This window comes from Pedobacter sp. KBW06 (assembly GCF_003852525.1).
Classification (GTDB): domain Bacteria; phylum Bacteroidota; class Bacteroidia; order Sphingobacteriales; family Sphingobacteriaceae; genus Pedobacter.
Genome location: NZ_QAJL01000004.1, coordinates 1 through 25,911 on the forward strand (window position 1 = coordinate 1; position 25,911 = coordinate 25,911).

Annotated in this window: 27 protein-coding genes; 11 read left to right on the top strand and 16 right to left on the bottom strand. The window is 41.2% G+C overall.

Annotated features, from left to right (window positions below; all coding sequences use genetic code 11):
- Positions 1–614: 614 nt before the first annotated feature.
- From DBR43_RS22295 to DBR43_RS22305, 3 genes are read right to left on the bottom strand one after another with little or no spacing between them, the layout of a single operon-like run.
- Positions 615–974, bottom strand: coding sequence for a CoA-binding protein (locus DBR43_RS22295; RefSeq protein ID WP_124585002.1), 360 nt, complete (start codon positions 972–974; stop codon positions 615–617).
- A 4-nt stretch (positions 975–978) separates the two neighbouring features.
- Positions 979–1,440 (bottom strand): DinB family protein, encoded by a 462-nt coding sequence (locus tag DBR43_RS22300; RefSeq protein WP_124585004.1) that lies wholly within the window; start codon positions 1,438–1,440, stop codon positions 979–981.
- 38 nt (positions 1,441–1,478) lie between these two features.
- Positions 1,479–3,020 carry an NAD(P)/FAD-dependent oxidoreductase gene (locus tag DBR43_RS22305; protein WP_124585007.1) on the bottom strand — a complete coding sequence of 514 codons (1,542 nt, stop codon included), beginning with the start codon at positions 3,018–3,020 and terminating at the stop codon, positions 1,479–1,481.
- 512 nt (positions 3,021–3,532) lie between these two features.
- Between DBR43_RS22305 and DBR43_RS22310 the strand changes: the two genes are divergently transcribed.
- The 6 genes from DBR43_RS22310 to DBR43_RS22335 all read left to right on the top strand — a co-directional run bounded on the left by DBR43_RS22310 (position 3,533) and on the right by DBR43_RS22335 (position 7,224).
- On the top strand, positions 3,533–4,099 hold the full coding sequence (locus DBR43_RS22310) for a hypothetical protein (protein ID WP_124585009.1): 567 nt from the start codon (positions 3,533–3,535) through the stop codon (positions 4,097–4,099).
- A gap of 283 nt (positions 4,100–4,382) precedes the next feature.
- Positions 4,383–4,964 carry a LemA family protein gene (locus tag DBR43_RS22315; RefSeq protein ID WP_124585011.1) on the top strand — a complete coding sequence of 194 codons (582 nt, stop codon included), beginning with the start codon at positions 4,383–4,385 and terminating at the stop codon, positions 4,962–4,964.
- Between the two features lie 80 nt (positions 4,965–5,044).
- Entirely contained in the window at positions 5,045–5,494 is a 450-nt protein-coding gene (locus DBR43_RS22320; RefSeq protein ID WP_124585013.1) for a TPM domain-containing protein, read from the top strand.
- Positions 5,491–6,267 carry a TPM domain-containing protein gene (locus DBR43_RS22325; protein WP_124585015.1) on the top strand — a complete coding sequence of 259 codons (777 nt, stop codon included), beginning with the start codon at positions 5,491–5,493 and terminating at the stop codon, positions 6,265–6,267. The genes DBR43_RS22320 and DBR43_RS22325 overlap by 4 nt, the downstream gene beginning before the upstream one ends.
- Positions 6,268–6,272: 5 nt before the next feature.
- Positions 6,273–6,671, top strand: a complete 399-nt coding sequence (locus tag DBR43_RS22330; RefSeq protein ID WP_124585017.1) for a hypothetical protein — start codon at positions 6,273–6,275, stop codon at positions 6,669–6,671.
- A gap of 1 nt (position 6,672) precedes the next feature.
- Positions 6,673–7,224, top strand: coding sequence for an NUDIX hydrolase (locus DBR43_RS22335; RefSeq protein ID WP_124585019.1), 552 nt, complete (start codon positions 6,673–6,675; stop codon positions 7,222–7,224).
- Between the two features lie 69 nt (positions 7,225–7,293).
- Here the strand turns inward: DBR43_RS22335 and dnaA are convergent, their stop codons facing one another.
- From dnaA to DBR43_RS22350, 3 genes are all read right to left on the bottom strand, one after another.
- Entirely contained in the window at positions 7,294–8,724 is a 1,431-nt protein-coding gene (gene dnaA / locus DBR43_RS22340; protein ID WP_124585021.1) for a chromosomal replication initiator protein DnaA, read from the bottom strand.
- Positions 8,725–8,918: 194 nt separating this feature from the next.
- Positions 8,919–10,466 carry a methylmalonyl-CoA mutase gene (locus tag DBR43_RS22345; RefSeq protein ID WP_124585023.1) on the bottom strand — a complete coding sequence of 516 codons (1,548 nt, stop codon included), beginning with the start codon at positions 10,464–10,466 and terminating at the stop codon, positions 8,919–8,921.
- Between the two features lie 2 nt (positions 10,467–10,468).
- Complete coding sequence (locus DBR43_RS22350; protein ID WP_124585025.1) at positions 10,469–10,999, bottom strand: hypothetical protein; 531 nt, start codon at positions 10,997–10,999, stop codon at positions 10,469–10,471.
- 89 nt (positions 11,000–11,088) lie between these two features.
- Here DBR43_RS22350 and DBR43_RS22355 point away from each other — a divergent pair, with 89 nt between their 5' ends.
- The gene (locus DBR43_RS22355; RefSeq protein ID WP_124585027.1) at positions 11,089–11,442 is read left to right on the top strand and encodes a HesB/IscA family protein; all 354 of its coding nucleotides are present in this window, start codon (positions 11,089–11,091) and stop codon (positions 11,440–11,442) included.
- Between the two features lie 118 nt (positions 11,443–11,560).
- A complete protein-coding gene (locus DBR43_RS22360) occupies positions 11,561–12,793 on the top strand; it encodes an ABC transporter permease (RefSeq protein ID WP_124585029.1) in 1,233 nt (410 codons plus the stop codon).
- Between the two features lie 55 nt (positions 12,794–12,848).
- On the opposite strand, the gene rfbB is transcribed toward DBR43_RS22360, so the two are convergent.
- From rfbB to DBR43_RS22385, 5 genes are all read right to left on the bottom strand, one after another.
- Positions 12,849–13,904, bottom strand: coding sequence for a dTDP-glucose 4,6-dehydratase (gene rfbB / locus DBR43_RS22365; protein ID WP_124585031.1), 1,056 nt, complete (start codon positions 13,902–13,904; stop codon positions 12,849–12,851).
- A 105-nt stretch (positions 13,905–14,009) separates the two neighbouring features.
- Positions 14,010–14,576: a hypothetical protein gene (locus DBR43_RS22370; protein ID WP_124585033.1), complete on the bottom strand. Its 567-nt coding sequence runs from the start codon at positions 14,574–14,576 to the stop codon at positions 14,010–14,012.
- A complete protein-coding gene (gene galE, locus DBR43_RS22375) occupies positions 14,577–15,599 on the bottom strand; it encodes a UDP-glucose 4-epimerase GalE (protein WP_124585034.1) in 1,023 nt (340 codons plus the stop codon).
- A 6-nt stretch (positions 15,600–15,605) separates the two neighbouring features.
- Positions 15,606–16,595 (bottom strand): UDP-glucuronic acid decarboxylase family protein, encoded by a 990-nt coding sequence (locus DBR43_RS22380; protein ID WP_074608879.1) that lies wholly within the window; start codon positions 16,593–16,595, stop codon positions 15,606–15,608.
- On the bottom strand, positions 16,595–17,905 hold the full coding sequence (locus DBR43_RS22385) for a UDP-glucose dehydrogenase family protein (protein WP_124585036.1): 1,311 nt from the start codon (positions 17,903–17,905) through the stop codon (positions 16,595–16,597). Before DBR43_RS22385 ends, DBR43_RS22380 begins: the two co-directional genes overlap by 1 nt.
- A 63-nt stretch (positions 17,906–17,968) precedes the next feature.
- Here DBR43_RS22385 and DBR43_RS22390 point away from each other — a divergent pair, with 63 nt between their 5' ends.
- Complete coding sequence (locus DBR43_RS22390) at positions 17,969–19,186, top strand: 3-deoxy-D-manno-octulosonic acid transferase (RefSeq protein ID WP_124585038.1); 1,218 nt, start codon at positions 17,969–17,971, stop codon at positions 19,184–19,186.
- On the opposite strand, the gene hemH is transcribed toward DBR43_RS22390, so the two are convergent.
- The 5 genes from hemH to DBR43_RS22415 all read right to left on the bottom strand — a co-directional run bounded on the left by hemH (position 19,183) and on the right by DBR43_RS22415 (position 23,327).
- A complete protein-coding gene (gene hemH / locus DBR43_RS22395; RefSeq protein WP_124585040.1) occupies positions 19,183–20,196 on the bottom strand; it encodes a ferrochelatase in 1,014 nt (337 codons plus the stop codon). The genes DBR43_RS22390 and hemH overlap by 4 nt on opposite strands.
- Before the next feature lie 90 nt (positions 20,197–20,286).
- A complete protein-coding gene (locus tag DBR43_RS22400) occupies positions 20,287–21,135 on the bottom strand; it encodes a 4-hydroxy-3-methylbut-2-enyl diphosphate reductase (RefSeq protein WP_124585042.1) in 849 nt (282 codons plus the stop codon).
- Positions 21,136–21,193: 58 nt separating this feature from the next.
- Complete coding sequence (locus DBR43_RS22405; RefSeq protein WP_124585044.1) at positions 21,194–22,075, bottom strand: glycosyltransferase family A protein; 882 nt, start codon at positions 22,073–22,075, stop codon at positions 21,194–21,196.
- Between the two features lie 80 nt (positions 22,076–22,155).
- Positions 22,156–22,779 (bottom strand): 1-acyl-sn-glycerol-3-phosphate acyltransferase, encoded by a 624-nt coding sequence (locus tag DBR43_RS22410; RefSeq protein WP_124585046.1) that lies wholly within the window; start codon positions 22,777–22,779, stop codon positions 22,156–22,158.
- 38 nt (positions 22,780–22,817) lie between these two features.
- Positions 22,818–23,327 carry a phosphoribosyltransferase family protein gene (locus tag DBR43_RS22415; protein ID WP_124585048.1) on the bottom strand — a complete coding sequence of 170 codons (510 nt, stop codon included), beginning with the start codon at positions 23,325–23,327 and terminating at the stop codon, positions 22,818–22,820.
- A 137-nt stretch (positions 23,328–23,464) separates the two neighbouring features.
- Here DBR43_RS22415 and DBR43_RS22420 point away from each other — a divergent pair, with 137 nt between their 5' ends.
- Both DBR43_RS22420 and DBR43_RS22425 read left to right on the top strand, forming a co-directional pair.
- Positions 23,465–24,181 carry a head GIN domain-containing protein gene (locus DBR43_RS22420; RefSeq protein ID WP_124585050.1) on the top strand — a complete coding sequence of 239 codons (717 nt, stop codon included), beginning with the start codon at positions 23,465–23,467 and terminating at the stop codon, positions 24,179–24,181.
- A 68-nt stretch (positions 24,182–24,249) separates the two neighbouring features.
- Positions 24,250–25,911, top strand: coding sequence for a serine hydrolase domain-containing protein (locus DBR43_RS22425; protein ID WP_124585052.1), 1,662 nt, complete (start codon positions 24,250–24,252; stop codon positions 25,909–25,911).

Genomic DNA, 25,911 nt, shown 5'->3' on the forward strand with positions numbered 1-25,911 from the left:
ACCATTATAATTGTATCACAACCATAACTACATGATTTACAGTAAGAAATACTTAAAACTAAATACACAGCAACAACAAACAACCTGTAAAATCCAAAATCAGGATCGAAATCAATAGGTATACTATATATGGAAAGGATTCTGACAAGTGTAAAAACCAACAGGGCCACCTATATATACTATATAGCTATTCAGCAAAACGGGGATGCTAAAGCAGCATCCCCAATAACTAAACTTATTTTGGTACAGAATAAAGTATGAAGTCGAGACACTGGAACATTTCGGCTTTACAAGTCTGTTCAGCAAAACCACAAAGTCTTTTCAGTATCGGATTTTTATGTGAAAAATTTTAGTGCGGGACAAGTACAGGACAAAGGCCCGAAAAAGGTTCGAAACTTCTTCGTATAAACCCCGGATAGAACAGGGACAAATTCCGTGTTTGATCCCTGTTCTATCCCGCCTTGATTGCTCCTTATTCCGAACCTGCTCCTACCCCCTTTCCAGGCAGGAAAAATCAGTCCGGTAAAAGACCGCAGCCACAGCCTGAGCCGCCTGTATACCAAACCCGGAATACCCTGAAAAATAAAATGAAATCCTATACCCGCAGTGGGAGTTTAATATTGTCCTGTAGCCAATAAAACTAAAGTACAAGCCTCCACTGGCTCTATGCCATTGTCATTCAATAGCGCCTCCAGCTCCGGGTTTTCTGTTCCAGGATTAAAGATGACCCTTCTGGGCTTTGTCTCAAGAATATAATCATAATACAAATGCTGTACTTCTTCCCCTATATATAAAGTAATGGTATCTACATCATCATGTGGCACTCCCGGCTGTTCTATAACCGTCCCTGCAACCTCTCCTTTTTTAATTCCTACATTTATAATGTCGTGCCCTTTAGCTTTTAACATATGTGCAGCCTTATAAGCATAGCGCATTGGATTAGGGGAAGCCCCAATAATTAAGGTATTACTCATAATTTTAAAATTTCGATAGCAGGGCAATTTGCCCTCCGTGATAAGCGTGATGCTGAATTAAACCGTTTAACAGTTCAAAATGGCTTAATGCCTTTGCTGGCATCGGCCCTGTAAATAATTTAGCAGCCCATTGTTCTTCCGAAAATTGTGCCACTAAAATCAGTAAATCTTCATTTATCTGATTAAAATCCCTCAAAATAGCATCCCAATGCGCCTCAGTTTCATACAACGGGACCGGCCAATCCCCTTTCTGCGGCTCTTTATGCAGATTCCCGGATAACCTTGAAATCACTTCTTCCGTCCAGGAACTCAGGTGCAGTACCAATTCAGCAATGGAATGCGCACCGGGGATTGGATACATAAAAGCCTGCTCTGCCCTTACGGCGGCAATAACAATTGAAATATTATTACCATGCCAGGCATCGCCGGAATATGCTTTTCTTAATTCGTAGGCAAAATCAATCATTCTGCATTATAAACAAACCTATTTTAAATCTGTTTCTATTAAATGTATTTTAAGACTGCATTTGCACAGTTTACCCCATCAATCGCAGCAGATACAATTCCACCCGCATATCCGGCTCCTTCTGCACAAGGGAATAATCCTGATACCTGCGGATGCTGAAAGGTTTCTTTGTCTCTTGGAATACGCACAGGCGATGAACTTCTGCTTTCTACCCCTACAAGAATGGCCTCATTGGTATAATAACCTCTCATCTTTTTCCCGAACATTGGCAATGCACTCCTTAGACTGGAAGCTACAAAATCCGGAAGTGTTTCTTCAAGCATCACACTCTTAGTACCCGGCAAGTAAGAATTCTTAGGCAAATCAGCTGAAATTCTACGCTCAACAAAGTCCACCATCCGTTGTCCGGGCGCAACCAGATTTCCTCCTCCAAGCTGGAATGCGGTTCTTTCGATCCCGGCCTGAAAATGCATCATTCTTAAAGGATCATCTCCCTTTACATCTTCCAGCGTGATCTGTACGACGGTTCCGGAATTAGCAAATGGGTTATTTCTTTTGGAAGGAGACCAACCATTCACCACAATCTCATTTTCATAGGTTGCACAAGGAGCAATAATCCCACCGGGACACATGCAAAAAGAAAACACGCCTCTGCTTCCCACCTGCTCCACCAAACTATAATAAGCGGGAGGCAGGAATTCGCTTCTGATGTCACAATGATATTGTGCTGCATCAATAATGGCTTGCGGATGCTCAATTCTTACTCCCAATGCGAAGGGCTTGGCTTCAACCAGAATATTCTTTTGATGTAATAATTCGTAAATATCTCTTGCAGAGTGGCCCGTGGCCAGAATCACTGCCTCTGCTAACAGCTGATCTTGTCCGTTTACCACCACTCCTTTTATTTTCCCAAAGTCAATCAGGATATCGGTTACCTTCTGGTCAAAACGAACCTCACCGCCTGCATTCAGGATCCGTTCCCTGATATCGGTAATGATATGCGGAAGTTTGTTCGTTCCAATATGAGGCCTTGCATCCACCAGGATATCATCTGTGGCGCCATGCGCTACAAAGATCTGCAATACTTTATTGATATCCCCACGCTTATTAGAGCGGGTATAAAGCTTACCGTCAGAATAAGTTCCTGCCCCACCTTCACCATAACAATAGTTGGATTCCGTATTTACAATACCTTCTTTATTAATGGCAGCCAAATCGCGTCTCCGTTGCTTCACATCTTTACCACGTTCCAGAACAATTGGCTTCAGCCCGTTTTCAATGCACTGCAATGCAGCAAACAAGCCCGCTGGTCCTGCGCCAACAATGATTACATGTTTATTATTACTTACATCCGGATAATTTACCGCGAAAACTTCCGGTACCGGCTCCTCTTCAATAAAAGCCCTGACCTGCAAGCGGTAAATCACTTTCCGGGAACGGGCATCAATGGATCTTTTTAGAATTTTGTATCCCTTTATTTTTGAGATATCGACTTTTAAAGCCAGAGAAAGGCTATTCCTGAGCTGAGCTTCCTCGCCAACATCTTCCGGAGCAAGCGTAATTTCTATTTCTTTTTGCATAAAACATGTCAGGTTTTTATCCTGAACCGCAGCAAAGGTACGGAAATCCCCCAAGGATTTTAAAAGCACATAGATTCGAAAAACATAGGGCTTAAGGTAATCCCGAAGCACAAAGTTCTCTATCATATTGGCATAAATACCTCTCATATTAGCCTGTAAATTTGCCGCGCCAAATTTTTCAAAAACAAATTTAACAGAGAAATATTTAAGTATACTTCAAATAACAGCGGCTGTAATTGATTTTAAAAACCGGCCATTCCGCCATGTAACACCATTTTTACAAGCCATTTTCTCCCTTTAACCTTCAAAACAAGGCAGCGGAATCCGGGATCTTCTTTATCAAAAAAATTTCATTTTAGAGAGGGATAACCAGGCTGATTTAAAAGAACTTACCTCAACCGCCGGACGACAGCAGGGATTCACGAAACTGAATTATTGGTATATTTAAATATGTTTATTAAAAGTGCTAAATAAATAATAAGCATAGAATCAATCATCCCAAAACAAAATTTATGAAAACCTACAAAAACCAAATCTATGTAAAAGCAAAGATGCTTTTCATCGTCATGACAGCAATGCTTCTGGCCACATCATGCAAACAAAACTCAGATCCTGCAGGTCCTGAAACACCGGAAGCAGCCGCACAGAAGGCGGCAAACTCAAATGTATCCGCAGCAGCGGAGGTATGGAACAAAGCTAATCTAACCAATTATGAATCTTATCCCGATCCAGGCAGTCCGGAATGTATAGAATACAACGGTTGCCTTTGGGCCGGACAATTCGCGTTTGTATCGGGGGTCAAACCAGAAAGTTGGGTGAAAGCCAACAACATCATCTCTATTCACTCTAAAGATGCAGCAAAGTACAAGCTAAAAACACTTAGAATAAGACAAGGGAACAAGACGATTGACGCCAAAGTTTACGACAGGTGTTCTGATTCTGATTGTGAAGACAACTGTTGTACCGTCAATGCCAGACAGAACGGACTTAATTTCCTTATTGATATTGAGAAATATACCATGTGGCGTTTCGGCTCCGGCGATGGTATCGTAGAATGGAGATGCCTCGATTGTAATTAGCAGCAGACGAAGCAGGATAAAAAGGATTCAGACCTGGTCTGGGTCCTTTTTTTTTGGACACCCATTGCTCATCAGGCGCCTTTGGAAACTGACAAAAGGGCTGTTTATCCAAACCAAAACTGCTTTTTTGTGCTTTTTTGTAAAAACCTGTCATGTTTTTATCGGTATTCGTAACAAAGGAACGGAAATTGAGTTCTAATGTGTAAATTAACACTTAGAAAAACAGAACTTAAAAACTGAAATAAGCGACATGCAAACTTCAGTTCAATTAAAAACAGAAATTATGAAAAAAACGGTATTAGCAATAGTTGCCATCTTAGTCGTATTTGTAGCCATCAGTGGATGTGGATACAATGGTTTAGTAAAATTAGATGAAGATGTTAAAGCAAAATGGAATCAGGTGGAAACCCAATATCAAAGACGTGCAGATTTAATCCCTAATCTGGTAAATACGGTAAAAGGTGCTGCAAAATTCGAACAGTCTACTTTAACTCAGGTGACAGAAGCCCGCGCTAAAGCAACACAGGTAACTATTGATCCTGATAAATTGACTCCTGAAAATATCGAAAAATACCAGGCTGCACAAGGACAGGTAAGTCAGGCATTGGGACGTTTACTAATGGTAACTGAAAACTATCCTGAACTAAAAGCTACAGAGCAATTCAGAGATGTTTCTGCAGAACTTGCAGGCACAGAAAACAGAATTGGTGTGGCCCGTAAAGATTTCAACGAATCAGTACAGGTATACAATACTAAAGTGAGGTCTTTCCCGAATAACATTACTGCCGGTTTGTTTGGCTTTAGTCAAAAAGCAGGTTTCAAAGCTGAAGCTGGCGCAGAAAAGGCCCCAAAAGTAGAATTCTAGTAGACTATAACAACATTTAAGGGTAATGCGTGTTTAATTAACAACATGTATTACCCTTATCTTTATCAAGTAATCCTATCATGGGAATATTCACAGAACAAGAACAAGAATTAATCGCCAACGCAATTTCAGAAGCTGAAAAAGCAACTTCCGGCGAAATTAGAATTGCAGTAGACAAACACTGCGAAGGTGACGCATTTGAAAAAGCAACCTCCTATTTCTCTAAACTGGGAATGGAAAAGACGGTTAAACACAATGGAGTACTGATCTACCTCGCATATATGGACCATAAATTTGCCATCATTGGAGATAGCGGCATCAACAAAGTCGTTCCTGCAGATTTCTGGGAAACGACAAAGGTGGCCATGAAAGCACATTTTTCAGGTGGAAATCTAACTCAGGGAATCATCGCAGGTATCGTCCTGGCGGGTGAAAAACTAGCTTCATTCTTCCCTTTTCAGAGTGGAGACATCAATGAACTCCCAAATGAGATCATTTTTATGGACCAATATAAAGCAGCAAAGCCATGAGACAATCCATCATCGCTTTACTCTTTACCTTAATTTCTACCATTGGATTTGCACAGGAATTCCCTGAGAAACCCAACAAACTCGTTAATGATTATACCGGAACCTTAACTGCAAGTCAGATTGCGCAACTGGAGCAAAAACTGGTTGCCTTTGACGACTCCAGCTCTACACAAATCTCGATCGCCATGCTCAAATCGGTTGGCGATTATGATATCGGTGAATACGCACTTGGGCTAGGTAGAAAATGGGGTGTTGGAAGCAAAGGCAAGAACAATGGGGTATTGATTGTGGTCGCTTTAGGAGACAGAAAGATCTCTATTCAAACCGGATATGGGGTTGAAGGCGTGCTTCCCGATTTATACGCAAGAAGAATCATAGACAATGACATTAAGCCTCATTTCAAAACCGGCGACTATTACGCAGGACTGGAAGCAGGTACAGATGCCATTATTCGCTATACCAAAGGAGAATATAAGAATGATAAACCTCAGAAAGGCGCTTCCGGAGGCGGTGCCTCAGGAGTATTAATCATTATCATTATTGTGGTTGTCGTCATCATCATCCTCAAAAGAGGCGGCGGAGGCGGTGGCGGTGGCCAGGTAATCGGCGGTCGCGGTGTTGCAGATGCACTTTTCTGGAGTATGCTGCTTGGCGGAGGAAGAAGTTCCGGCGGTGGCGGAAGCTGGGGCGGTGGAAGCAGTGGCGGCGGCGGAGGCTTTGGTGGCTTCGGCGGTGGTAGTTTTGGTGGCGGTGGTAGTAGTGGTAGCTGGTAAATCATATGTATAGAAAAGACTTAATAACAGCAGAAATTCAAAAACTAGCTCAGGTACTGGCCCGCATTATGGGACTAAAGCTGGAAGGAAAACTGGAAGAAGCAGAAGACTTGTTCCTTGAATCTTTATTAAAAGACTTTGGAATCACAGAGGAGCAGCTATTTTCAAAACAGCATGATGCGTTTGAAGGATTACTTAGGGATTCCGCATTTCCGGCAGAAAAACTGGAGATGCTGAGTCAGTTCCTATATGCGGAATTTGATCCTTCTCAACCTTCCGATAAAAATGAAGGCCTGGCAGAAAAACTTAACCTGATTTATCAAACGCTCGAAGTACAACACCGCATCGTGAGCATGACCAATCTGGACCGTCAAAAAAAGGTTCAGCAATACCTTAACTCCTAACATGGAAATACTAAAATGGCAAAAACTTTCCTCCAGATACCTGGTGAAAGAGCAATGGGCCACCTTACGCGTAGATACCTGTGACCTCCAAAACGGGGTGGTAAAAGACGACTATTTTGTCCTGGAATATCCAAATTGGGTAAATGCAGTTGCACTGACCGAAGAGAATGAGATCATTATGGTGCGTCAATACCGCCATGCAGGAGACATCATTTCTCTTGAAATTCCAGGTGGAGTGATCGATGGTGATGAAAAACCGGAAGATGCGATCAGAAGGGAACTATTAGAAGAAACAGGTTATTCTTTTCAAACGATAGCACTTATTGCAACGCTTTATCCTAATCCGGCAACAGCAAACAACGTCACATACACCTATCTGCTAACCGGAGGCATTAAAACTCAGGAACAGCATCTGGATGAACATGAGATTCTGAATGTAGAGAAATACAGTATTGCAGCAGTGAAACAACTGCTTCTGGAGAATAAAATTGACCAGTCTTTACACGCTTCCGCTTTATTCTACGGATTACTGAAGCTGGAAGCAATTCAATAAGTTTAGGTGCAAAACAAAAAGACCGGATAAGNNCTTATCCGGTCTTTTTGTTTAATGATCCGGGGATTCCTAGGTCATTTTTAATTTCTTCTGGATGTCGTGAACATAACCTTTAAATTTTTTATCGGTATCAATGAGATCTTCTACCGTCTGACAGGCATAGATCACCGTAGAATGGTCTCTTCCTCCAAAAAAGGCACCGATCGTTTTCAAGGATGATTTGGTATGGCTTTTTGAAAGATACATCGAGATTTGCCGGGCCTGAACGATCTCACGTTTCCGCGTAGGTGATTTCACCATGTCTACAGGAACTTCGAAATACTCGCATACCAGCTTTTGAATGTATTCCATTGAAATCTCCTTGGAGGTATTCTTAATGAAGTTTTTCAACATCTGTTTGGCCAGATTCAGGTCTATATCTTTCTTATTTAAGGTAGACTGAGCCAATAGGGAAACCATTGCTCCTTCCAGTTCACGTACATTGTTATCAATATTATGGGCTACATATTCCACCACCTCGTTGGGCAGCTCAATCCCGTCTGCATACATTTTCTTTCTCAGGATGGCAATCCTTGTTTCCAAATCCGGAATCTGCAGATCTGCAGATAAGCCCCATTTAAAACGGCTAAGCAACCGTTCTTCCAATCCTGCCAGGTCCTTTGGTGCTTTATCCGAAGATAGAATCACCTGCTTACCAGACTGATGTAAATGATTAAAAATATGGAAGAATATATCCTGGGTCTTTTCTTTACCCGCAAAATTATGAACATCATCCATGATGATCACATCCATCGCCTGATAAAAATTAACAAAGTCATTAATGGTATTATTTTTCAGGGAATCGACAAACTGCTGGCAGAACTTTTCGCAGGAAACATAAATGACCAGTTTATCGGGCATGTTTCTTTTGATCTCATTTCCAATCGCCTGTGCAAGATGCGTTTTGCCTAAGCCTACGCCTCCGTAAATCATCAGTGGATTAAAGGATGTCCCGCCAGGTTTAGCCGCAACAGCGTAGCCCGCAGAGCGCGCCAGACGGTTACAATCTCCTTCAATATAATTTTCAAAAGTATAATTAGAATTCAGCTGGGGATCAACGTTGAGTTTCTTTAATCCGGGAATGATGAAGGGATTTTTAATGTCTTTATTTATGGACACCGGAATGGGCATGGACTGAAACTTTGCCGCTGCCCCATTTCCGTTACTGGGTATATTGGTCGTATAGGGAGAACCGGTGTTTGAAGACTTATCCACCACGATATTGTATTCCAGTCTTCCCTCATCTCCTAACTGCTTCTTCACCGTCTTTCGCAACAAACCAACATAGTGCTCTTCCAGCCATTCATAGAAAAATAAACTAGGCACCTGTATCGTCAAAACTTTGCCATCCAACTTGAGAGCGGATATTGGTTCGAACCAGGTTTTGAAACTTTGATTCGGTATATTATCCTTTATGATTTGGAGACAGTTTTTCCATACTTCGGTACAAGTTTTTTCCATTGTCATAATATAATTTGTTGGTTGATTGCGACGAGAACAACACAAAAGGCGTGCTGATTCGAGAGATCGAATATTCAAAAAATTATCAACAAAAAAAACTTAATTTTAATTTATTTGGCAAGTACTTAAACATCAGTAGCATACCATAGTTAACCTGAATTTATTGTGTGGATAACTATTTTTTAACATTCTTTTTAATACTCTCCAAAAACGCTACGCAAGACATCTGCAATCTCTCCAAGACTTGCATAGGCCTCTACGGCGACCAGAATATAGGGCATCAGGTTTTCTGTTCCTGCCGCTGCAATTTTTAAATCGCTCAAAGCTTTTTCCACAGCCACATTGTCCCGCTCTGATTTCAGCTTATTCAGCTTATCGGTCTGTATCGTTCTGATGGATTCATCAATGGTAAAAACATCGTTGATTCCTTCCTGTTCCTGGGTAAACTTATTCACACCAACGATCACCCTTGTGCCCGCTTCTATCTCGACCTGATACTGGTAAGCAGCATCGCCAATCTCATTCTGAATATACCCGTTTTCAATCGCATTTACAGAACCGCCCATCGCGTCGATCTTATCAATATACAACTGCGCAGCGGCTTCAATTTCATCGGTCAGGTTTTCCACAAAATAAGACCCGGCAAGAGGATCAACTGTATCCGTTACGCCACTTTCAAATGCGATGACCTGTTGTGTCCGCAACGCTATTTTTGCAGCCGCTTCCGTAGGTAAAGACAGTGCTTCATCATAACCGTTGGTATGTAAAGACTGGGTTCCACCAAGTACAGCGGCCATCGCCTGATTGCTCACGCGGATCACATTGTTCAGGGGCTGTTGCGCGGTCAGAGTAGAACCACCTGTTTGTGTATGAAAACGCAGCATCTGCGCCTTCTCATCGGTGGCTCCCAATTCTTTGGTAATTTTCGCCCACATTCTTCTTGCAGCCCTGAACTTGGCAATCTCTTCGAAGAAATTATTATGACAATTAAAGAAGAACGACAATCGCTTTGCAAAAACATTGATGTCCAGTCCTTTTTCCAAAGCCGCATTTAAATAGGCTTTTCCGTTTGCCAGCGTGAACGCCAGCTCCTGTACCGCCGTAGAACCTGCTTCCCGGATATGGTATCCGGAAATAGAAATCGTATTCCATTTTGGGACCTCCTTGCTGCAGTATTCAAAAATATCGGTAATGATCCTCATCGAGGCCTTTGGAGGATAGATATACGTTCCTCTTGCGGCATACTCTTTCAGGATATCATTTTGAATGGTGCCTGAAATTTGTCTGATATCTGCTCCCTGCTTTCTGGCCAGTGCAATATACATGGCCAATAAGATGGATGCAGTCGCATTGATCGTCATCGAAGTGGTGATCTTTTGAAGTTCGATCCCGTCAAATAATATTTCGATGTCTTTTAAAGAATCGATTGCTACCCCAACTTTCCCGACCTCACCTTCAGACATTTCATGATCAGAGTCGTACCCGATCTGCGTTGGAAGATCAAATGCAACCGACAGGCCCATTGTTCCCTGTTTCAATAGATAATGGTAACGCTTATTGGATTCCTCTGCGGTAGAAAAACCGGCATACTGACGCATCGTCCATAAACGGCCACGGTACATGTCTTTTTGAATCCCCCTGGTATAAGGGAACTCACCTGGTAATTCTGTAATGGGCCTGGCACTTGTATATATTTCTTTAATTTCGATACCAGAGGTAGTCGTAAACTTTTTATCTTCCATAATTAAAATAACTGATGAATATCCTTTTTAATCAGATCAAGGGTTAAATCGTAAGGATTATCGGCAATCCCCGCCATGTGCTGCAACACTTTTTTACTCAGGTCTATTCCCGTAGCATGCTCCGGTAAGTCTCTCGCCCCATTACTCACCATCGCCAAAGTATCATCCTTTAGCTTCCGGATTACATTCCAGGTGGCAGCGCTCACATAGAGCTGTTGGGTTACGTTGTGCTGGTACTCTGACCTGATTTCATTCAAGGCCAAAGCCTGCAAATCTTTAACGGCAATGCCCTGATGGTGCAGACGAAGAAATAAATTCGATGGATTAATGCGTTCAATGAATACGATCAACCGTTCATGTGCCTGCAGCCTCAATGGCAACAGCTCTGCCTTTCCATCCTGTGGCCTGCCTGCAGATGTCAGCCGGAAAAAGGTCTGAATGTCATCTTTAATCAGGTAATAACCAACAGAAACGGTAAGCACTCCGGCGATCGTCAACGCCGCAGTTTCGGTTAATAAAGATTCTATGTTCATTTCTTTGTTTGAATACCGTAATAATTAGCGAATAACACCGACAAAAATGTACATTTTATTTATATTTGTTCTTCCTAATTTTAAATAACATGAGTAATACAGTTGATACGGCATTTGCACCGGTTACCTTTACAGAAACCGCTGTGAAAGAACTTCTTAAGTTAAAAGACCAACAGGAAATCGCTGAAGACTTCGGCTTACGCGTTGGCGTAGAAGGTGGAGGCTGCTCCGGAATGAGTTATGTTTTAGGTTTCGATCAAAAAAAAGAAGGAGATCAGGAATATATCATTGATGGCATTAAGGTATTTATGCACAAAGCCCATCAAATGTATTTAATGGGAATGCAGGTAGATTGGCAGGATGGCTTAAATTCGAGAGGATTTACATTCAACAATCCAAATGCTGCCAGCACCTGCGGTTGTGGAACCAGTTTCTCTGCATAGATAGTATTCGTTCTGATGAACTTTATTTAGAGTTCCTTTGTAACATTATAAGAGGTCTCGTTGTCTTAACAACGGGACTTTTTATTTTTACCCTATAAAGCATTATATTTCTTAAAGAATGACCTATACAGAGAACGTAAGAATTGCCATCCAGTCTATAAAGAGTAACAGATTACGTACGATGCTTACGGCATTGATCATTGCGATAGGCTTATCTGCTTTAGTAGGAATCTTAACCACTCTTGATGCGGTTAAGACCAGTATGACCGAAGCTTTTTCAAGTATGGGAGCTAACGCCTTTACCATTAGAAACCGTGGAGTAGGGATTCGAATTGGTGGTGGCGGAAAAAGGCCTAAGCCTTTTAAAAATATTCGATATGAAGATGCCATTGCATTTAAAGAGCGCCTGAAGACCCCTGCTACTGTAGCTATTAGTGTAAGTGCCAGTTTTGGTTCTACCATAAAATATGGAACAGAAAAGACCAATCCAAATATCAACATACAGGGTGTTGATGAAAACGGATTGAATTCCCAGGGCCTTCAACTGGCATTGGGACGAAATTTCAGCCAGACTGAAACTCTTCAGGGCAATAATGTCTGTATCATTGGAAGTGAAGTGAGCGAAAAATTATTTAAGAAAGAATCTCCTTTGGATAAAGTCATAAATGTGGGCAACAACCGGCTTAAAGTTATTGGCTTGCTCGCGTCTAAAGGTCAAAGCATGGGATTTAGCGGAGACAGGGCGGTATACGTTCCCCTGCAAAAAGCAAAGCTCATTAATTCCAATGCCAATCCTTCTTATACAATTACGGTAATGGTTCCCACCAATGACCTTCAGGAAACCATTATCGGAGAAGCCACGGCAGAATTCAGAAACATCAGGAAGATCAAAATCACAGAACCCAATAATTTTGAGATCACAAAAAGCGATGCCATTGCGCAATCTTTATTTGAAAACTTGAAATATGTAGTCTTAGGAGGAATTGCTATCGGAGGAATTACCCTTATCGGGGCTTCTATTGGCTTAATGAACATCATGCTCGTTTCTGTGACCGAGCGGACGCGGGAAATCGGAATCAGAAAAGCCATTGGCGCAAATCCTTCCGTAATCAGAAAACAGTTTTTAATTGAAGCTGTCATGATTTGTCTGATGGGTGGAGCATTTGGAATATTTCTGGGTATTGCAATAGGCAATATCATTTCCTTCACCATGGGTGGTTCATTTATTGTTCCCTGGGTATGGATCTTCGGTGGTTTCGTGCTTTGCGTTCTGGTAGGTATTATGTCCGGATATTACCCTGCAAAAAAGGCGTCCAAACTGGATCCTGTAGAGGCATTAAGGTACGAATAACAAAAAAGGGCATCTTTTATATAAAAGACGCCCTTTTTTTATGATTTACAAAAGCTTATCTGCCTTCGTATTGGTTTTCATAATAAGCCTGATAATTCCCTGAAGTGACGTTAGAAAGCCATTCTTCATTCTCCAGGTACCACTCTACCGTTTTTTTCAATCCTTCTTCAAACTGTAAGCTAGGTACCCAGTTTAAGACCGTTTGCAATTTAGAAGAATCAATGGCATAACGTAAATCGTGCCCTGCCCTATCTGTTACGAAAGAGATCAGTTTTGCTGATTCGCCGGCAGTTCTACCCAGTTTTTCATCCATGATTTTACACAACAGATGAATCAGGTCGATATTCTTCCATTCATTATGTCCTCCGATATTGTAGGTCTCTCCGGTTTTTGCCTGATGAAAGATCACATCTATTGCCCTTGCATGGTCTTCCACCCAAAGCCAGTCCCTTACATTCTCTCCTTTTCCATAAACCGGAACAGGTTGATTATTCTTAATGTTATTGATGGCCAGAGGGATTAACTTCTCCGGGAAATGATGAGAACCGTAATTATTAGAGCAGTTGGAGATCACCACATCCAGTCCATAAGTATCATGATAAGCACGAACGAAGTGATCTGAGGATGCTTTTGAGGCTGAATATGGGCTATGTGGATCATAAGCCGTAGTTTCCGTAAACATGCCTGTTTCTCCTAAAGCGCCATATACTTCATCGGTAGAGACATGATAGAATCTCTTCTGCTCATAAGCACCTTTCCAATGTTCCCTGGCAGCGTTTAAAAGGTTTACCGTACCAATTACATTGGTCATCACAAAGGCTGTAGGGTCTGAGATGGACCTGTCTACATGTGATTCAGCTGCAAGGTGAATAACGGCATCAAAGTTCTCTTGTTTAAACAATTCGCTCATCGAAACCGCATCTGTAATGTCGGCTTTTACGAAACGATAATTAGGCTTATGCTCTATGTCCGTTAAATTAGCCAGATTTCCTGCATAAGTCAACTTGTCAAGATTCAGGATTTCATACTCCGGGTAATTGTTCACAAAGCGACGAACGACATGTGAACCAATAAACCCCGCGCCACCCGTAATCAATATTCTCTTTTTCATCAGTATAGAATGTTTTTTATGGTTATGAAACTATCCTAAGCACGTTCATCGTCTTTTTGCAGACAGGATGCTCAGGATAGTTTCATACCAATAGATATCACATTATTAAATTTCCTTAGGCAAGCCTAATTCTGCCGCTACTGCGGCTGTTTTATAAACATATAGCTTGTTCAGTACTTCATTAAAACCCGCTTTCAGATCAAACTGAATATCTTCATGCATCTTTTCATATTTATTAAATACAGAAAGAACAGATTTAGCAAAATAGATCATGAGCTTTTCATTGAACTTATGCAACGGAGAAAACACACCTTCATTAAAATCAATAGGTACGCTCTGAAAAAGATGAATTCTCAGTTCGATCTCCGTATTCAGGTCTTTTGTCACCTTAAAATGATGGGTAATGCTTCCATTCAGCTTTCTCATTTTTAGCAAAGCATCTTTGGAATTCATTTTCCGGTTCGACAGCAGCTCAGCGATTTCCAGATCAATCCGCGTTCTTAATTTCTCCTGCCTGTCTACCAGGTCATGTTCATCTTCCAGCAATTTAAAATGCAGGTGTTCTGTTAAGATCTTGTCTTTGGCGATCAACCTGAGCAAAAGCTTATCCTTTTCCTTTTCAGGAAGGGATTTTATTTCCAGCTTAAGGTCTTTATGCTCGCTTAATAACATCTAAAAAGGGTTATCTTTTAAATATTTCTCCCAGTTCCAGGCAGAAGACATCATCGCATTGATATCCAGTTCTGCTTTCCATCCTAAATCACGTGCTGATTTGTTGACATCTCCCCAAACTTTCTCAATATCACCTTCTCTTCTCGCGCCGATCGTATAACTTAATTTCTCTCCTGTTGCTTTTTCAAAGGCTTCAATCACCTGCAACACCGTAGAACCTGTACCAGTCCCTAAGTTAAAGACTTCATAATTAGATTCCGCATGATCGCTTTCCATCCTTCTGATGGCCGCTACGTGTGCTTTAGCCAAATCCACAACATGGATATAGTCTCTGATCGCACTGCCGTCCGGAGTATCATAATCATTTCCATAAACTGTAATCGGACCACGTTTACCGATGGCAGACTGTGTAATAAAAGGGACCAGGTTTTGCGGAACTCCTATTGGCAATTCGCCAATCAGTGCAGTATGATGTGCACCAACGGGATTAAAATAACGCAAAGAAGTCACCTTCAGAGCTGGTGTCACCGCACAGGTTTCCTGCAAAATCTCTTCTGCAATCTGTTTGGTATTTCCATAAGGAGATTCTGCCTTTTTTACCGGTGCACTTTCTGTTACCGGCAAAACATCCGGCTGACCATATACTGTGCATGAAGAAGAGAAAACCAGGTTCACTTTACTCTCAAAACCATTGATAATATTGATCAATGAATAAAAGTTATTCCGGTAATATTTTAGTGGTTGCTGTACTGACTCACCTACGGCCTTAAATGCTGCAAAATGAATCACTCCGCTAATGTCCGTATGCTTAGTCACAAATTCTTTCACTTTCAATTCATCACATAGATCAAGTTCTACAAATTCAGGCTTCTTTCCTGTGATGGCTTCTATCTGGTTAAGGATTTTAGGGTTGGAGTTCGAAAAATCATCAACGATCACCACTTCATATCCAGCGTTGTAGAGCTCTACAACGGTATGTGATCCGATAAATCCCGTACCACCTGTTACTAATATTTTAGACATTTTTAATTAACGATTATAGGTTGTAAAATCTTTGTGTTCTTTATTAATTAAGGCATCAGCAGGTAAAGATTTGAAATATTCATACGTAATTTTCAGTCCTTCTGCACGGCTTACTTTAGGCTCCCAACCAAGAATTTCCCTTGCTTTTGTAATATCCGGGCGTCTTTGTTTAGGATCATCAACAGGTAAATCTCTTAACACCAGCTTCTGATTTGTTCCTGTAAGCTTGATGATTTCTTCACCAAATTGCTTAATGGTAATTTCATCCGGGTTACCAATGTTTACAGGCATGGCATAATCGCTCAACAGCAGTCTGTAAATCCCTTCTACCAAATCATCCACATAGCAGAATGAGCGGGTTTGAGAACCATCACCAAATACGGTCAGGTCTTCCCCACGCAATGCCTGTCCGATGAAAGCAGGTAAAACACGTCCGTCATTCAGACGCATTCTCGGTCCATAAGTATTGAAAATCCTAACGATTCTCGTTTCTAAACCATGGAAAGTATGGTAAGCCATGGTCATTGCTTCCTGAAAACGCTTCGCTTCGTCGTATACGCCTCTCGGACCAACGGGGTTTACATTTCCCCAATATTCTTCCGGCTGAGGATTTACATTTGGATCACCATAGACTTCAGAAGTAGAAGCAATCAGCATCCTCGCATTTTTACTCTTTGCCAGGCCTAATAAATTATGTGTTCCAAGGGAACCCACCTTTAAAGTTTGAATCGGGATTTTCAGATAATCAATAGGACTTGCCGGAGATGCAAAATGAAGGATATAGTCCAGTTCACCTGCAACATAGACAAACTTAGAAACATCATGATGGGCAAACTCAAAGTTCTCCAGCTTAAAAAGATGTTCAATGTTTTTGAGATCACCTGTGATCAGGTTATCCATTGCGATGACATGGTAATCTTCTTTGATGAACCTATCGCATAGGTGTGATCCTAAGAACCCTGCGGCTCCTGTAATTAATACTCTTTTACGTCCCATTAATCTATAAGTTTACGGCCAACACTGTTATAATAATATCCTAAGTCGATCATTTTCTCCAGATCGTATAGATTACGTCCATCAAAAATCACCTTATTACTCAGCACTTCTTCCATTTTCTCAAAATCAGGATTCCTGAAGACAGACCATTCTGTAGCAATCAATAACGCATCCGCATGTTGTAATGCTTCATACTGATCTTCTACATAATTGATTTTATCTCCTAAAAGTCGTTTCACATTAGCCATAGCTTCCGGATCGAAAGCCGTTACTGTGGCACCATGTTTAACCAGTTCATCGATGATATACAAGGCCGGAGCTTCGCGGATATCATCCGTTTCCGGCTTAAATGCCAGTCCCCATAACGCAAAGTGTTTGCCTTTCAGATCACCTTTATAATATTTCAGCAGCTTTTCTACCAAAACTGTCTTTTGTTTCTCATTCACTTCCATCACCGCTTTCAGGATCTGGAAATCATAATTGTTTTCATCCGCAGATTTCGCCAATGCCTGAACATCCTTAGGGAAACAGCTTCCGCCATACCCGATTCCAGGGAAAAGAAAGCGTTTACCAATCCTCGCATCCGATCCGATTCCTTTACGTACCGCATCAACATCTGCACCAACAATCTCACAAAGATTTGCGATCTCATTCATAAAGGTAATTTTTGTCGCCAGAAAGGAATTTGCCGCATATTTTGTCAGCTCTGAAGAACGTTCATCCATAAACAATACCGGATTTCCCTGTCTAACATAAGGGCCGTACAACTCAGACATCAGTTTCTGTGCCCTTTCACTCCTGGTTCCGATTACGACACGGTCTGGTTTCATAAAATCTTCCACCGCTACACCTTCGCGTAAAAACTCAGGGTTAGAAACGACATCAATCTCGATATTGGTATGTGCTTTAAAAACCGCTTGTACCTTATCTGCCGTTCCCACAGGAACTGTAGACTTATTCACGATGACTTTGTATTCAGTAACTAATTTAGAAATGTCTTTTGCCGCACCAAGAATATAAGAAAGATCTGCTGCCCCATCTCCTCCCGGAGGAGTTGGCAACGCCATAAAGATAATCTGTGCATCTTTAATTCCATGAGCCAGATCGGTAGTAAAAGTCAACCTTCCCTGTGCAATATTCCGGTGAAATAACACATCAAGTCCTGGTTCATAGATCGGTACCTGACCTTCCTGCATTTTCTGTACTTTGGCAGCATCTATATCTACACAGATTACTTTATTTCCTGTTTCTGCTAAACAGGTACCGGTAACCAAACCCACATATCCTGTCCCAATAACAGCTATTTTCATATATTAATTACGTTTTAATTTTAATGGAGTATCTTCGGCTAAGATAATAAATAAACACACAAAATGCTTTGGCTTTATAATATAGGAATCTCATTTTACGGATTAATCGTTAGCGCATTTTCTATATTCAATTCCAAGGCCAAACTGTTCATTGAGGGGCGAAAAAATATTTTTGATCACATAGAAAAAACCATTGACGGCACAAAGAAGCACATTTGGTTTCACTTTGCCTCTTTAGGTGAGTTCGAACAGGGCAGACCTCTTCTGGAAAAGGTCAAGGAATTACATCCCCAAAAAAGAATAGTTATTACATTTTTCTCCCCATCGGGATATGAAATCAGGAAAAACTATGCACTTGCATCCGGTGTTTTTTATCTGCCGCTGGATTCGGCCGGTAATGCCAAAAGGTTCATTTCACTGATCAATCCGGAGATGGCCATTTTTACCAAATACGAGTTCTGGTATCATTATTTTAAAACCCTGAACGACCAGCAAATCCCTTTATACCTCATTTCAGGAATATTCCGGCCAAATCAGATTTTCTTTCGCTGGTATGGTTCATTTCATCGCCGGATCCTGGGTTTTGTAGACCATTTCTTTGTACAAAATACCGAGAGTGTGAATTTGTTAAAGCAATTACAACTTGAAAATGCCAGTCTGAGTGGAGACACCCGCTTTGACCGGGTAGCAGAAAATGCATCATCCCCTAAAAAGGTTACACTTGTGGAAAACGAGTGGATAAAGAAGCCTGTATTTGTTGCAGGATCAACATGGCCTGCAGATGAACGTTTAATCGCGGTATTAATTCAACAACAACCAGATTGGCAATTCATTATTGCGCCCCATGAAATTGACGAAGCGCATATCCATGACATTGAGAAACTGATTCCCGGAGCGCTGCGCTATTCCAACTTACATAATGGTAAGGCAGAGACCGCTCAAACCTTAATTATAGACAATATCGGCTTGCTTTCTTCTCTTTATCAATATGCCAGCGTTGCTTATATCGGAGGTGGCTTTGGCGTAGGCATTCACAATACCTTAGAAGCAGCAGCCTTTGGCATTCCAGTTATTTTTGGCCCTAAATACGATAAATTTCAGGAGGCTAAAGATTTGATTGCCCTTACTGCAGCCAGGAGTATTGAAACAGAAAGCGACCTTTCCGCAGCCTTTACCCATTTCATAGCGCATAAGGAAGCTGGAAAGATCGCCCAAAAATATGTAAATGAAAAAACGGGATCAACCCGTCAGATTCTGGAATTTATAGAAAAGCAGTTTTAGTCTCTTACCATCGCAACCAATGCCTCGATGAATTTAGGATCATCATTCAGACTCGCAACGAGCTGAACTTCTTCTCCACCCAGCGCCCTAAACTCTTCATGGTATTCTACACTTACCTCATACAAGGTTTCCAGACAATCCGCTACGAAGGCCGGACAGAACACAAGCAGCCGTTTTTTACCCTTCTCAGCAAGCTCTTTTAAAACTTCGCTGGTATAAGGTTGTACCCATGGTTCTTTTCCTAATCTGGACTGGAAACATACAGAATATTTTTCCGCTGGAATATTTAGACGTTTAGCTATCAGCCTTGCCGTATCATGGCATTGTGCAGAATAGCAAAACTTGTTGACATCTGTTAAGGTAGCACAGCAATCATTTTTTTTCAGACAATGCTGACCGCTATGGTCGCATTTTTTCAGTTGTCTTTCCGGTAAACCATGAAAGCTGAACAAAATCTGATCATAACTTTCCGGTTGATATTTTTCTGCATTTTGAGCAAAAGTATCAATCATCAATTCATTATCATGAAAGGAATTAATGAAACTTATCGGTGGAATCGTCTGCCATTTACCCACCAGCTCCATTACTTTCTGGATCACAGACCCTGTACTGGCAGAAGCATATTGAGGAAACAACGGGATCACCTGTATACTTTCTACCATCGCCGTTTTCAGCTTATCTAAAGCAGAAGCGATGGAGGGATTTTGGTAACGCATGGCCAGCTCTACATGGTATTCATCACCCAGTTTTTCCTGAACCATAGCCACCTGAATCTTACTGAAATACAGCAATGGGGATCCATTTTCGTCCCATATCTCTTTATACAACTTAGAAGTCTTCGGACTGCGAAAAGGAACAATGATGCCCTTTACCAGTAATGTTCTTTTGAAAGCATTAATATCAATTACCCGCTCATCCATCAGAAACTCATCCAGATATGTCCGTACATCACTTACTTCCGGACTATCCGGAGTTCCCAAATTCACTAGTAATACGCCCTTTTTTCCCATAATTTTAGCAAAAATAACTAATCCATTGATTATAACCCCGTATCTCCTAAGGGAAAACCAATAATTACTTTTTAATGATGTTTGATTATTTTAATAAGATTCCAGCTTAGCCTTAACCTGCTCCATTAGCCACATCGGCGTAGAGGTTGCCCCACAAATTCCAACTTTATCCTGAGCAGAGAACCAATTCAGGTCGATCTCCTCGATGGTAGAGATGAAATAAGCGTTGTCATTGTATTTTTTGCACACATCATACAATACTTTTCCATTGGAGGATTTCTTGCCGGATACAAAGAGAATTTTATCGAAATTAACGACGAATTTCTCCAGATCACCATATCTGTTGGAAACCTGTCTGCAAATGGTGTCATTTGCTTTCACGTCGTATCCCCTGCTGATCAGTTCGTCTTTGATGTGGTAAAATTTATCTGTGCTCTTTGTGGTCTGGCTATACAGCGTAAACTTCGGCGGCAGTGCTACTTCGTCCAGTTCTGCAAGGTCCTGAAAAACGATCGCTTTTCCATCGGTCTGTCCCTGCAATCCAATAACTTCCGCATGGCCATGCTTCCCAAAAATCAGAATCTGTTCGTCTTCGTCATGAGAATTTTTGATTCTGTTCTGCAGTTTTAGTACCACCGGACAAGAAGCATCAATTAAGATCAGCTCATTCTCCAAAGCAAGCTGATAGGTGGACGGAGCCTCTCCATGTGCACGGATCAGGACTTTTTCCTTCTTCAATTCACGCAGTTGTTCATGATCGATGATCCTTAGCCCTTTAGCTGTTAAGCGCTTCACTTCCTCATCATTGTGTACAATGTCGCCCAGGCAATACAAATATTCTTCTTCATCGAGAATGTCTTCAGCCATGTCGATCGCATACACCACTCCGAAACAAAACCCTGATGCCTTATCTATAGTTACGGCTAAATCGTATTTCATAAATCAATTATATAGAAACCAATGAGACTACAAAATTACACAAAAAGAGTTTGATATGCTATTTCTTATCGCTAAGACCTGAGAATAGCCGATTCCATATGTTACTAAGCAATAGCCATACCAGGGCCAGCATTTGCAACGGATGCAGCAAAATATTGGGAACAGGATGCTGAGCCGACAAAAATGAAGTCATCACCCTCGATAAAAAGATCAGGCCGAAAGGCAAAACCAAAAATGCAGGTTCCAGCTCTATGCTCATAATGATGGGGCCAGCAATGACAAAAATTAAATAGAAAACAGCAACTAAGACGTTGTTGCTAAAGTTGAGCATCAGGCCCCTGGAAAAAGCAAGAGAACCGGGTTCCAGTTGTCTTGCTCCAAAATAAATCAGTCTGTTGCCTAGCAGAACATCTGCCTTCAAGCCCTCCTGCTTTACCATTTTAACAATTTCCACCGCCCTGGATGCCCTTCGTTTTACCCTCTCGTCCCATTTAAACCGGCGATACAGCGAGGCATCAAAAAAAAGACAGGATTCATTTGCGGTTGCAAATACAGGATGATTGATCAGGCGGACCAGTCTTAAGGGGAACAGGTTTAACAAGACAAAGTCGGTTAAAGGATAAACGCAGTTTGCCAGGAAACCCCTGTTTCTTTGGGTTGGGATTACGCTGAGCAAAGCGAGATTAAATATTTTTGTCCGATAAATCAGACTGTGAATAAAGCCATTCTTCAACAGGGTATCTGCCGTTAAAAACAAGAAATAATCACCTGTAGCTTCCTTTACAGAGAAAGGAGTTGCCCCATATTGAATAATGATTTGCAAATGTTTATAATCCTGCGCAGCTATGGATGCCAATAGTTCATCCGCTTCAGACTTTTCTTTTTCAACCTTAATGATCAGGGAAACCAGATCGGTAAACTTTCTTCCATAATTTCCCATTTTTGGATTAGACAGAAAATTAAATAAGGTGACTGAAAAACGTAAGACTAAAAAAACGAGAACCGTATAAATGAAAATGATCATGCCACCTCTTTACTTTGTTTACTGACGGCATTGTTATAATGTTTGTTGTATTCTCTTTTCAACAACTGCAGGCTCATGTATTCTTCTGCTTCCCAACTTAAAAGGTGGCTTTCTGCCTTTGGCTTTCTTTTATCAAAGTAATCGATGAGTGTTGCGGAGAATATGATCTGGAATTTCTTTTTGGAAGCATTGATCAGCTGCATCACACCTCTTTCAAAGGAAATGCTATTGATATAACTCGTATAAAGCCTTCCCTGAGGGAATAACAGCACCAGGTTTTGCGGCTGGTCCAGGAGTTGTCCGGCATAGATCAATGTTTCTACCACATCTTTGCCTTTGGCATCTGCGGCAAAAGCACCAAGGTATTTCAAAAACCATTGCTTCCGGTAGTCTTCATCTGTCACCAGCACATGGAATTCTTTTTTAAATACTACCTTATTCAACTGGAACATCAGAAAACCATCCCACCAGCTAAAATGGTTAGACAAGAGCAATATGGCTTCATCTTCTTTAAGCTGAAGCCTGTTATAAGTATAGCTGGAAAAGTCCTTCTTTATGATATAAGCAATATACCAGGAAAAGAATTGAAAAATTATTGGGCTTTTACGGGACCGGTACATCCCTCTAAAATGAGAAAAATAAGCTTTAAATGCAAAAACTAACTCAAATAAACCCGGTCTTCCTCTCCCTCTACATCAATAACTACATCAACATGTTCCTTTAAAACCGTCGACATTTGTAGTCCTACAAAATCTGTAGCAATGGGAAATATTTTATGACTCCTGTCTACCAGCACCACTGTTCTGATTTTTTTATGGGGCGTATTCAGGAAAACACCGAGGCCATATGCCAATGTTTTTCCACTGTTCAATACATCATCCACTAAAATAATCACTTTATTTTTCCAGTGACTTTCGTCTAAGTCGGTATTGGCAACGAGCTTCGTACTTACGCGGTCAAGGTCTACCTTCAGCATGGTGATCTTAAGATCGGAAATCTTAGACAAGACCTTTTTTAAACGCAATGCTATCTTATAGCCCCTATCCCATATTCCGGCCAATACAATTTCCTTCTCATCCAGGTTATCTTCCAAAACCTGGTAAGCGATCCTGTTAATCTTTTGTTGTATCTGCTTCTTATCAAGAATAAGCAATTGAGATTCTGCCATTTGTTATTTCATTGTTTATACTACAAAAAGAACGATTTTAAGGGTCATATTCAAATATTTGAAAAATATTTTCTAAATGATGCAACGTTTCCTGCCTCGCAGCGTCTAATCCATACAAACCTTAACAAACCCACGACATGAAATGTATAACCATATTTAAATCTGCCCTCCCTGTACTTCTTGCATTTTCACTGAATACCCTGACTGCAACAGCACAAGAGAGCAAAAATATAGCACTTACCAATTTCAATGAAATAAGTGTTGCCAGCGGAATAGACCTTTACCTTACACAAAGCAATTCGGAAAACATCAAGATCAGCGGACATGAAGACCTGATTAAAAATGTAGAAGTAGAAAAAAGCGGTTCTTCCCTGAATATCAGGTACAAAAAGAACATCAGCTGGCAGCGTATGTTTAAAGGTCAGACTTTAAAAGTTTATGTGAACTACAAGACTTTACAGGCCATTTCTGCAAGCGGAGGTAGTGATGTCTACGGGCAAAACACCTTAAAAACAACTTCACTTAAAATTCAGGCTTCAGGAGGCTCTGATATCAAATTGGAGATTGCTGCAAAAGATCTTGAACTGAGCGTAAGTGGTGGTTCTGATGCCAACCTTAAAGGAACAGTAACCAATATGAACATCCAATCGAGCGGAGGCTCAGATGTTGAGGCCCTCAACCTGGTATCTGAATATGCAAAAGTAACTGCAAGTGGCGGTTCTGATGCCAATGTACACGTTACAAAGGGATTGGAAGCGAGTGCAAGTGGCGGAAGTGACATCAATTACAAAGGAGATCCGGCTGTAAATAAAACATCATCCTCGAAAAGCGGAGACATAAAGAGAATAAAATAATTTAGACCATTAGTTTTTAGTTTATCCCTACACAGGAATTCCTGGTAGGGATTTTTTTGCTTTTTTATATGAGAACATCCTTATTTTCCGCGCTGATCAGCCTTTTTTTCTTAACCAGCAACACCTACAGCCAATCCATTTCCAAAGACCGCCTTGATAGTCTTTTTTCCAGCCTCTCCAAAGCAGAAGAACCTGGTTTTGCCATCAATATTGTCCATAAGGGAAAAACAGTGTATGCGAATGGGTTTGGACTTGCCGATGTGAAAACGCATCGCAGAAATACAATTCATACCCCCTTCAATATTGCCTCCGCTTCAAAGCAATTTACTGCGGCCTGTATCTATTTGCTGGAACAACAGGGAAGACTAAAAACTACAGACCCGCTTTCAAAATATTTCAAAGGACTTCCCGCTTATGCGGATACGATTACGATTGCACATCTGATTTATCACCAAAGCGGGCTAAGAGACTACGACAGCTTATTATGGCTCAGGGATATGAAATCAGGCCATAAGGACACCGATAAAGATGCCTATCGCGTTCTCGCCAGTCAGCAGTTATTAAATTTCAAACCTGGTGAAGCGCATAGTTACACCAATTCCGGTTATTATTTTCTTGCCGGAATTGTAAAGCTGGTTAGCGGACAAGACCTGTCAGACTTTGCTTCGGACCATATTTTCAGTCCCCTTGGAATGAAAAACACGGCATTCTCCAGGAGCCACAAGGTTCAGGGAAAAGCAAATGCTTATATCAAAGGCAAGAAGGAATATTCTGAATTCAACCCAACTTCTCCAATCATTGGCCAGTCGAACGTCTACAGCTCTGTAGACGATTGGGACAAATGGTTTAAGGAAATGAAGACACACCAGCTTCTTGGGGATAAAGTGTGGAAAAACATGACTACACCGGGAGTCAACAATGACGGGACGGTTTTAGTTTATGCCGGCGGACTGGAAACCTGGCCTTTTCATGAAAAACCAATGATTAGTCATGGCGGAGACTTGCCAGGTTACCATAGTTTTATGAGCTATTTTACAGCCGATGATCTCGGTATTATCATTCTAATCAATAATAACAACTACTCCTACGAGACCATCCTTCAATCTACCTACGACGCCATCTATACACAGCACAACATCAGCAGTCTTGTTGAAAAAAATTCACAGAAAACAGCAGCAAAAACCAGAATAATTGATGGCATCACAAAATATACCGGCACCTACAGGGTGGACTCTAAGCCTGAGCGTAAATTTGAACTTGTTAATGACGACGATGCATTAATGGTCATTCAAAAGTGGAATGAAATAATGTATCCGATTATTCCCCTTAAAGATTCTTTGTTCTGCATTAAAGGAAATGACCTTACTTTCGGGTTTAAGAACCTGCAGCATCAGCAGTTCTCCAAAATGGAAATTACTCAGGATGGTAAACTGACTCCCACAAGCAGGATTAACGACACAGGGGTCAGCGAACAAGACTTTAATTCTGCCCCGGGTCGCTATTATAGCAAGGAAATCAATGCCCACCACCGCTTAAAGAAAAATGGGACACACCTGGATCTTCTGATTGGTAACAGTACTTTTAGATTAGTTTCCTTAGACAAAGAAGGAAAGTTCTACGTTGCAGGACCATGGTTCAACATAACGCTCAGAAAAAACAAAAGCCATCAGATTGATGGCTTTACATTGGATCATGTCCGGATAAAAGGGCTGCTCTTTACAAAAGAATAG

What these genes read in the sequence shown, in the direction of transcription:
- DBR43_RS22400 (WP_124585042.1), bottom strand. Translation starts at nt 21,135, where the DNA reads ATGAAATACGATTTAGCCGTAACTATAGATAAGGCATCAGGGTTTTGT.
- DBR43_RS22380 (WP_074608879.1), bottom strand. Translation starts at nt 16,595, where the DNA reads ATGGGACGTAAAAGAGTATTAATTACAGGAGCCGCAGGGTTCTTAGGA.
- DBR43_RS22360 (WP_124585029.1), top strand. Translation starts at nt 11,561, where the DNA reads ATGACCTATACAGAGAACGTAAGAATTGCCATCCAGTCTATAAAGAGT.
- DBR43_RS22310 (WP_124585009.1), top strand. Translation starts at nt 3,533, where the DNA reads ATGAAAACCTACAAAAACCAAATCTATGTAAAAGCAAAGATGCTTTTC.
- DBR43_RS22320 (WP_124585013.1), top strand. Translation starts at nt 5,045, where the DNA reads ATGGGAATATTCACAGAACAAGAACAAGAATTAATCGCCAACGCAATT.
- DBR43_RS22420 (WP_124585050.1), top strand. Translation starts at nt 23,465, where the DNA reads ATGAAATGTATAACCATATTTAAATCTGCCCTCCCTGTACTTCTTGCA.
- DBR43_RS22385 (WP_124585036.1), bottom strand. Translation starts at nt 17,905, where the DNA reads ATGAAAATAGCTGTTATTGGGACAGGATATGTGGGTTTGGTTACCGGT.
- DBR43_RS22330 (WP_124585017.1), top strand. Translation starts at nt 6,273, where the DNA reads ATGTATAGAAAAGACTTAATAACAGCAGAAATTCAAAAACTAGCTCAG.
- DBR43_RS22405 (WP_124585044.1), bottom strand. Translation starts at nt 22,075, where the DNA reads ATGGGAAATTATGGAAGAAAGTTTACCGATCTGGTTTCCCTGATCATT.
- hemH (WP_124585040.1), bottom strand. Translation starts at nt 20,196, where the DNA reads ATGGGAAAAAAGGGCGTATTACTAGTGAATTTGGGAACTCCGGATAGT.
- DBR43_RS22300 (WP_124585004.1), bottom strand. Translation starts at nt 1,440, where the DNA reads ATGATTGATTTTGCCTACGAATTAAGAAAAGCATATTCCGGCGATGCC.
- DBR43_RS22370 (WP_124585033.1), bottom strand. Translation starts at nt 14,576, where the DNA reads ATGTTATTAAGCGAGCATAAAGACCTTAAGCTGGAAATAAAATCCCTT.
- DBR43_RS22345 (WP_124585023.1), bottom strand. Translation starts at nt 10,466, where the DNA reads ATGGAAGATAAAAAGTTTACGACTACCTCTGGTATCGAAATTAAAGAA.
- rfbB (WP_124585031.1), bottom strand. Translation starts at nt 13,904, where the DNA reads ATGAAAAAGAGAATATTGATTACGGGTGGCGCGGGGTTTATTGGTTCA.
- DBR43_RS22305 (WP_124585007.1), bottom strand. Translation starts at nt 3,020, where the DNA reads ATGCAAAAAGAAATAGAAATTACGCTTGCTCCGGAAGATGTTGGCGAG.
- DBR43_RS22315 (WP_124585011.1), top strand. Translation starts at nt 4,383, where the DNA reads ATGAAAAAAACGGTATTAGCAATAGTTGCCATCTTAGTCGTATTTGTA.
- DBR43_RS22350 (WP_124585025.1), bottom strand. Translation starts at nt 10,999, where the DNA reads ATGAACATAGAATCTTTATTAACCGAAACTGCGGCGTTGACGATCGCC.
- DBR43_RS22355 (WP_124585027.1), top strand. Translation starts at nt 11,089, where the DNA reads ATGAGTAATACAGTTGATACGGCATTTGCACCGGTTACCTTTACAGAA.
- DBR43_RS22325 (WP_124585015.1), top strand. Translation starts at nt 5,491, where the DNA reads ATGAGACAATCCATCATCGCTTTACTCTTTACCTTAATTTCTACCATT.
- galE (WP_124585034.1), bottom strand. Translation starts at nt 15,599, where the DNA reads ATGTCTAAAATATTAGTAACAGGTGGTACGGGATTTATCGGATCACAT.
- DBR43_RS22425 (WP_124585052.1), top strand. Translation starts at nt 24,250, where the DNA reads ATGAGAACATCCTTATTTTCCGCGCTGATCAGCCTTTTTTTCTTAACC.
- DBR43_RS22410 (WP_124585046.1), bottom strand. Translation starts at nt 22,779, where the DNA reads ATGTACCGGTCCCGTAAAAGCCCAATAATTTTTCAATTCTTTTCCTGG.
- DBR43_RS22295 (WP_124585002.1), bottom strand. Translation starts at nt 974, where the DNA reads ATGAGTAATACCTTAATTATTGGGGCTTCCCCTAATCCAATGCGCTAT.
- DBR43_RS22335 (WP_124585019.1), top strand. Translation starts at nt 6,673, where the DNA reads ATGGAAATACTAAAATGGCAAAAACTTTCCTCCAGATACCTGGTGAAA.
- DBR43_RS22415 (WP_124585048.1), bottom strand. Translation starts at nt 23,327, where the DNA reads ATGGCAGAATCTCAATTGCTTATTCTTGATAAGAAGCAGATACAACAA.
- dnaA (WP_124585021.1), bottom strand. Translation starts at nt 8,724, where the DNA reads ATGGAAAAAACTTGTACCGAAGTATGGAAAAACTGTCTCCAAATCATA.
- DBR43_RS22390 (WP_124585038.1), top strand. Translation starts at nt 17,969, where the DNA reads ATGCTTTGGCTTTATAATATAGGAATCTCATTTTACGGATTAATCGTT.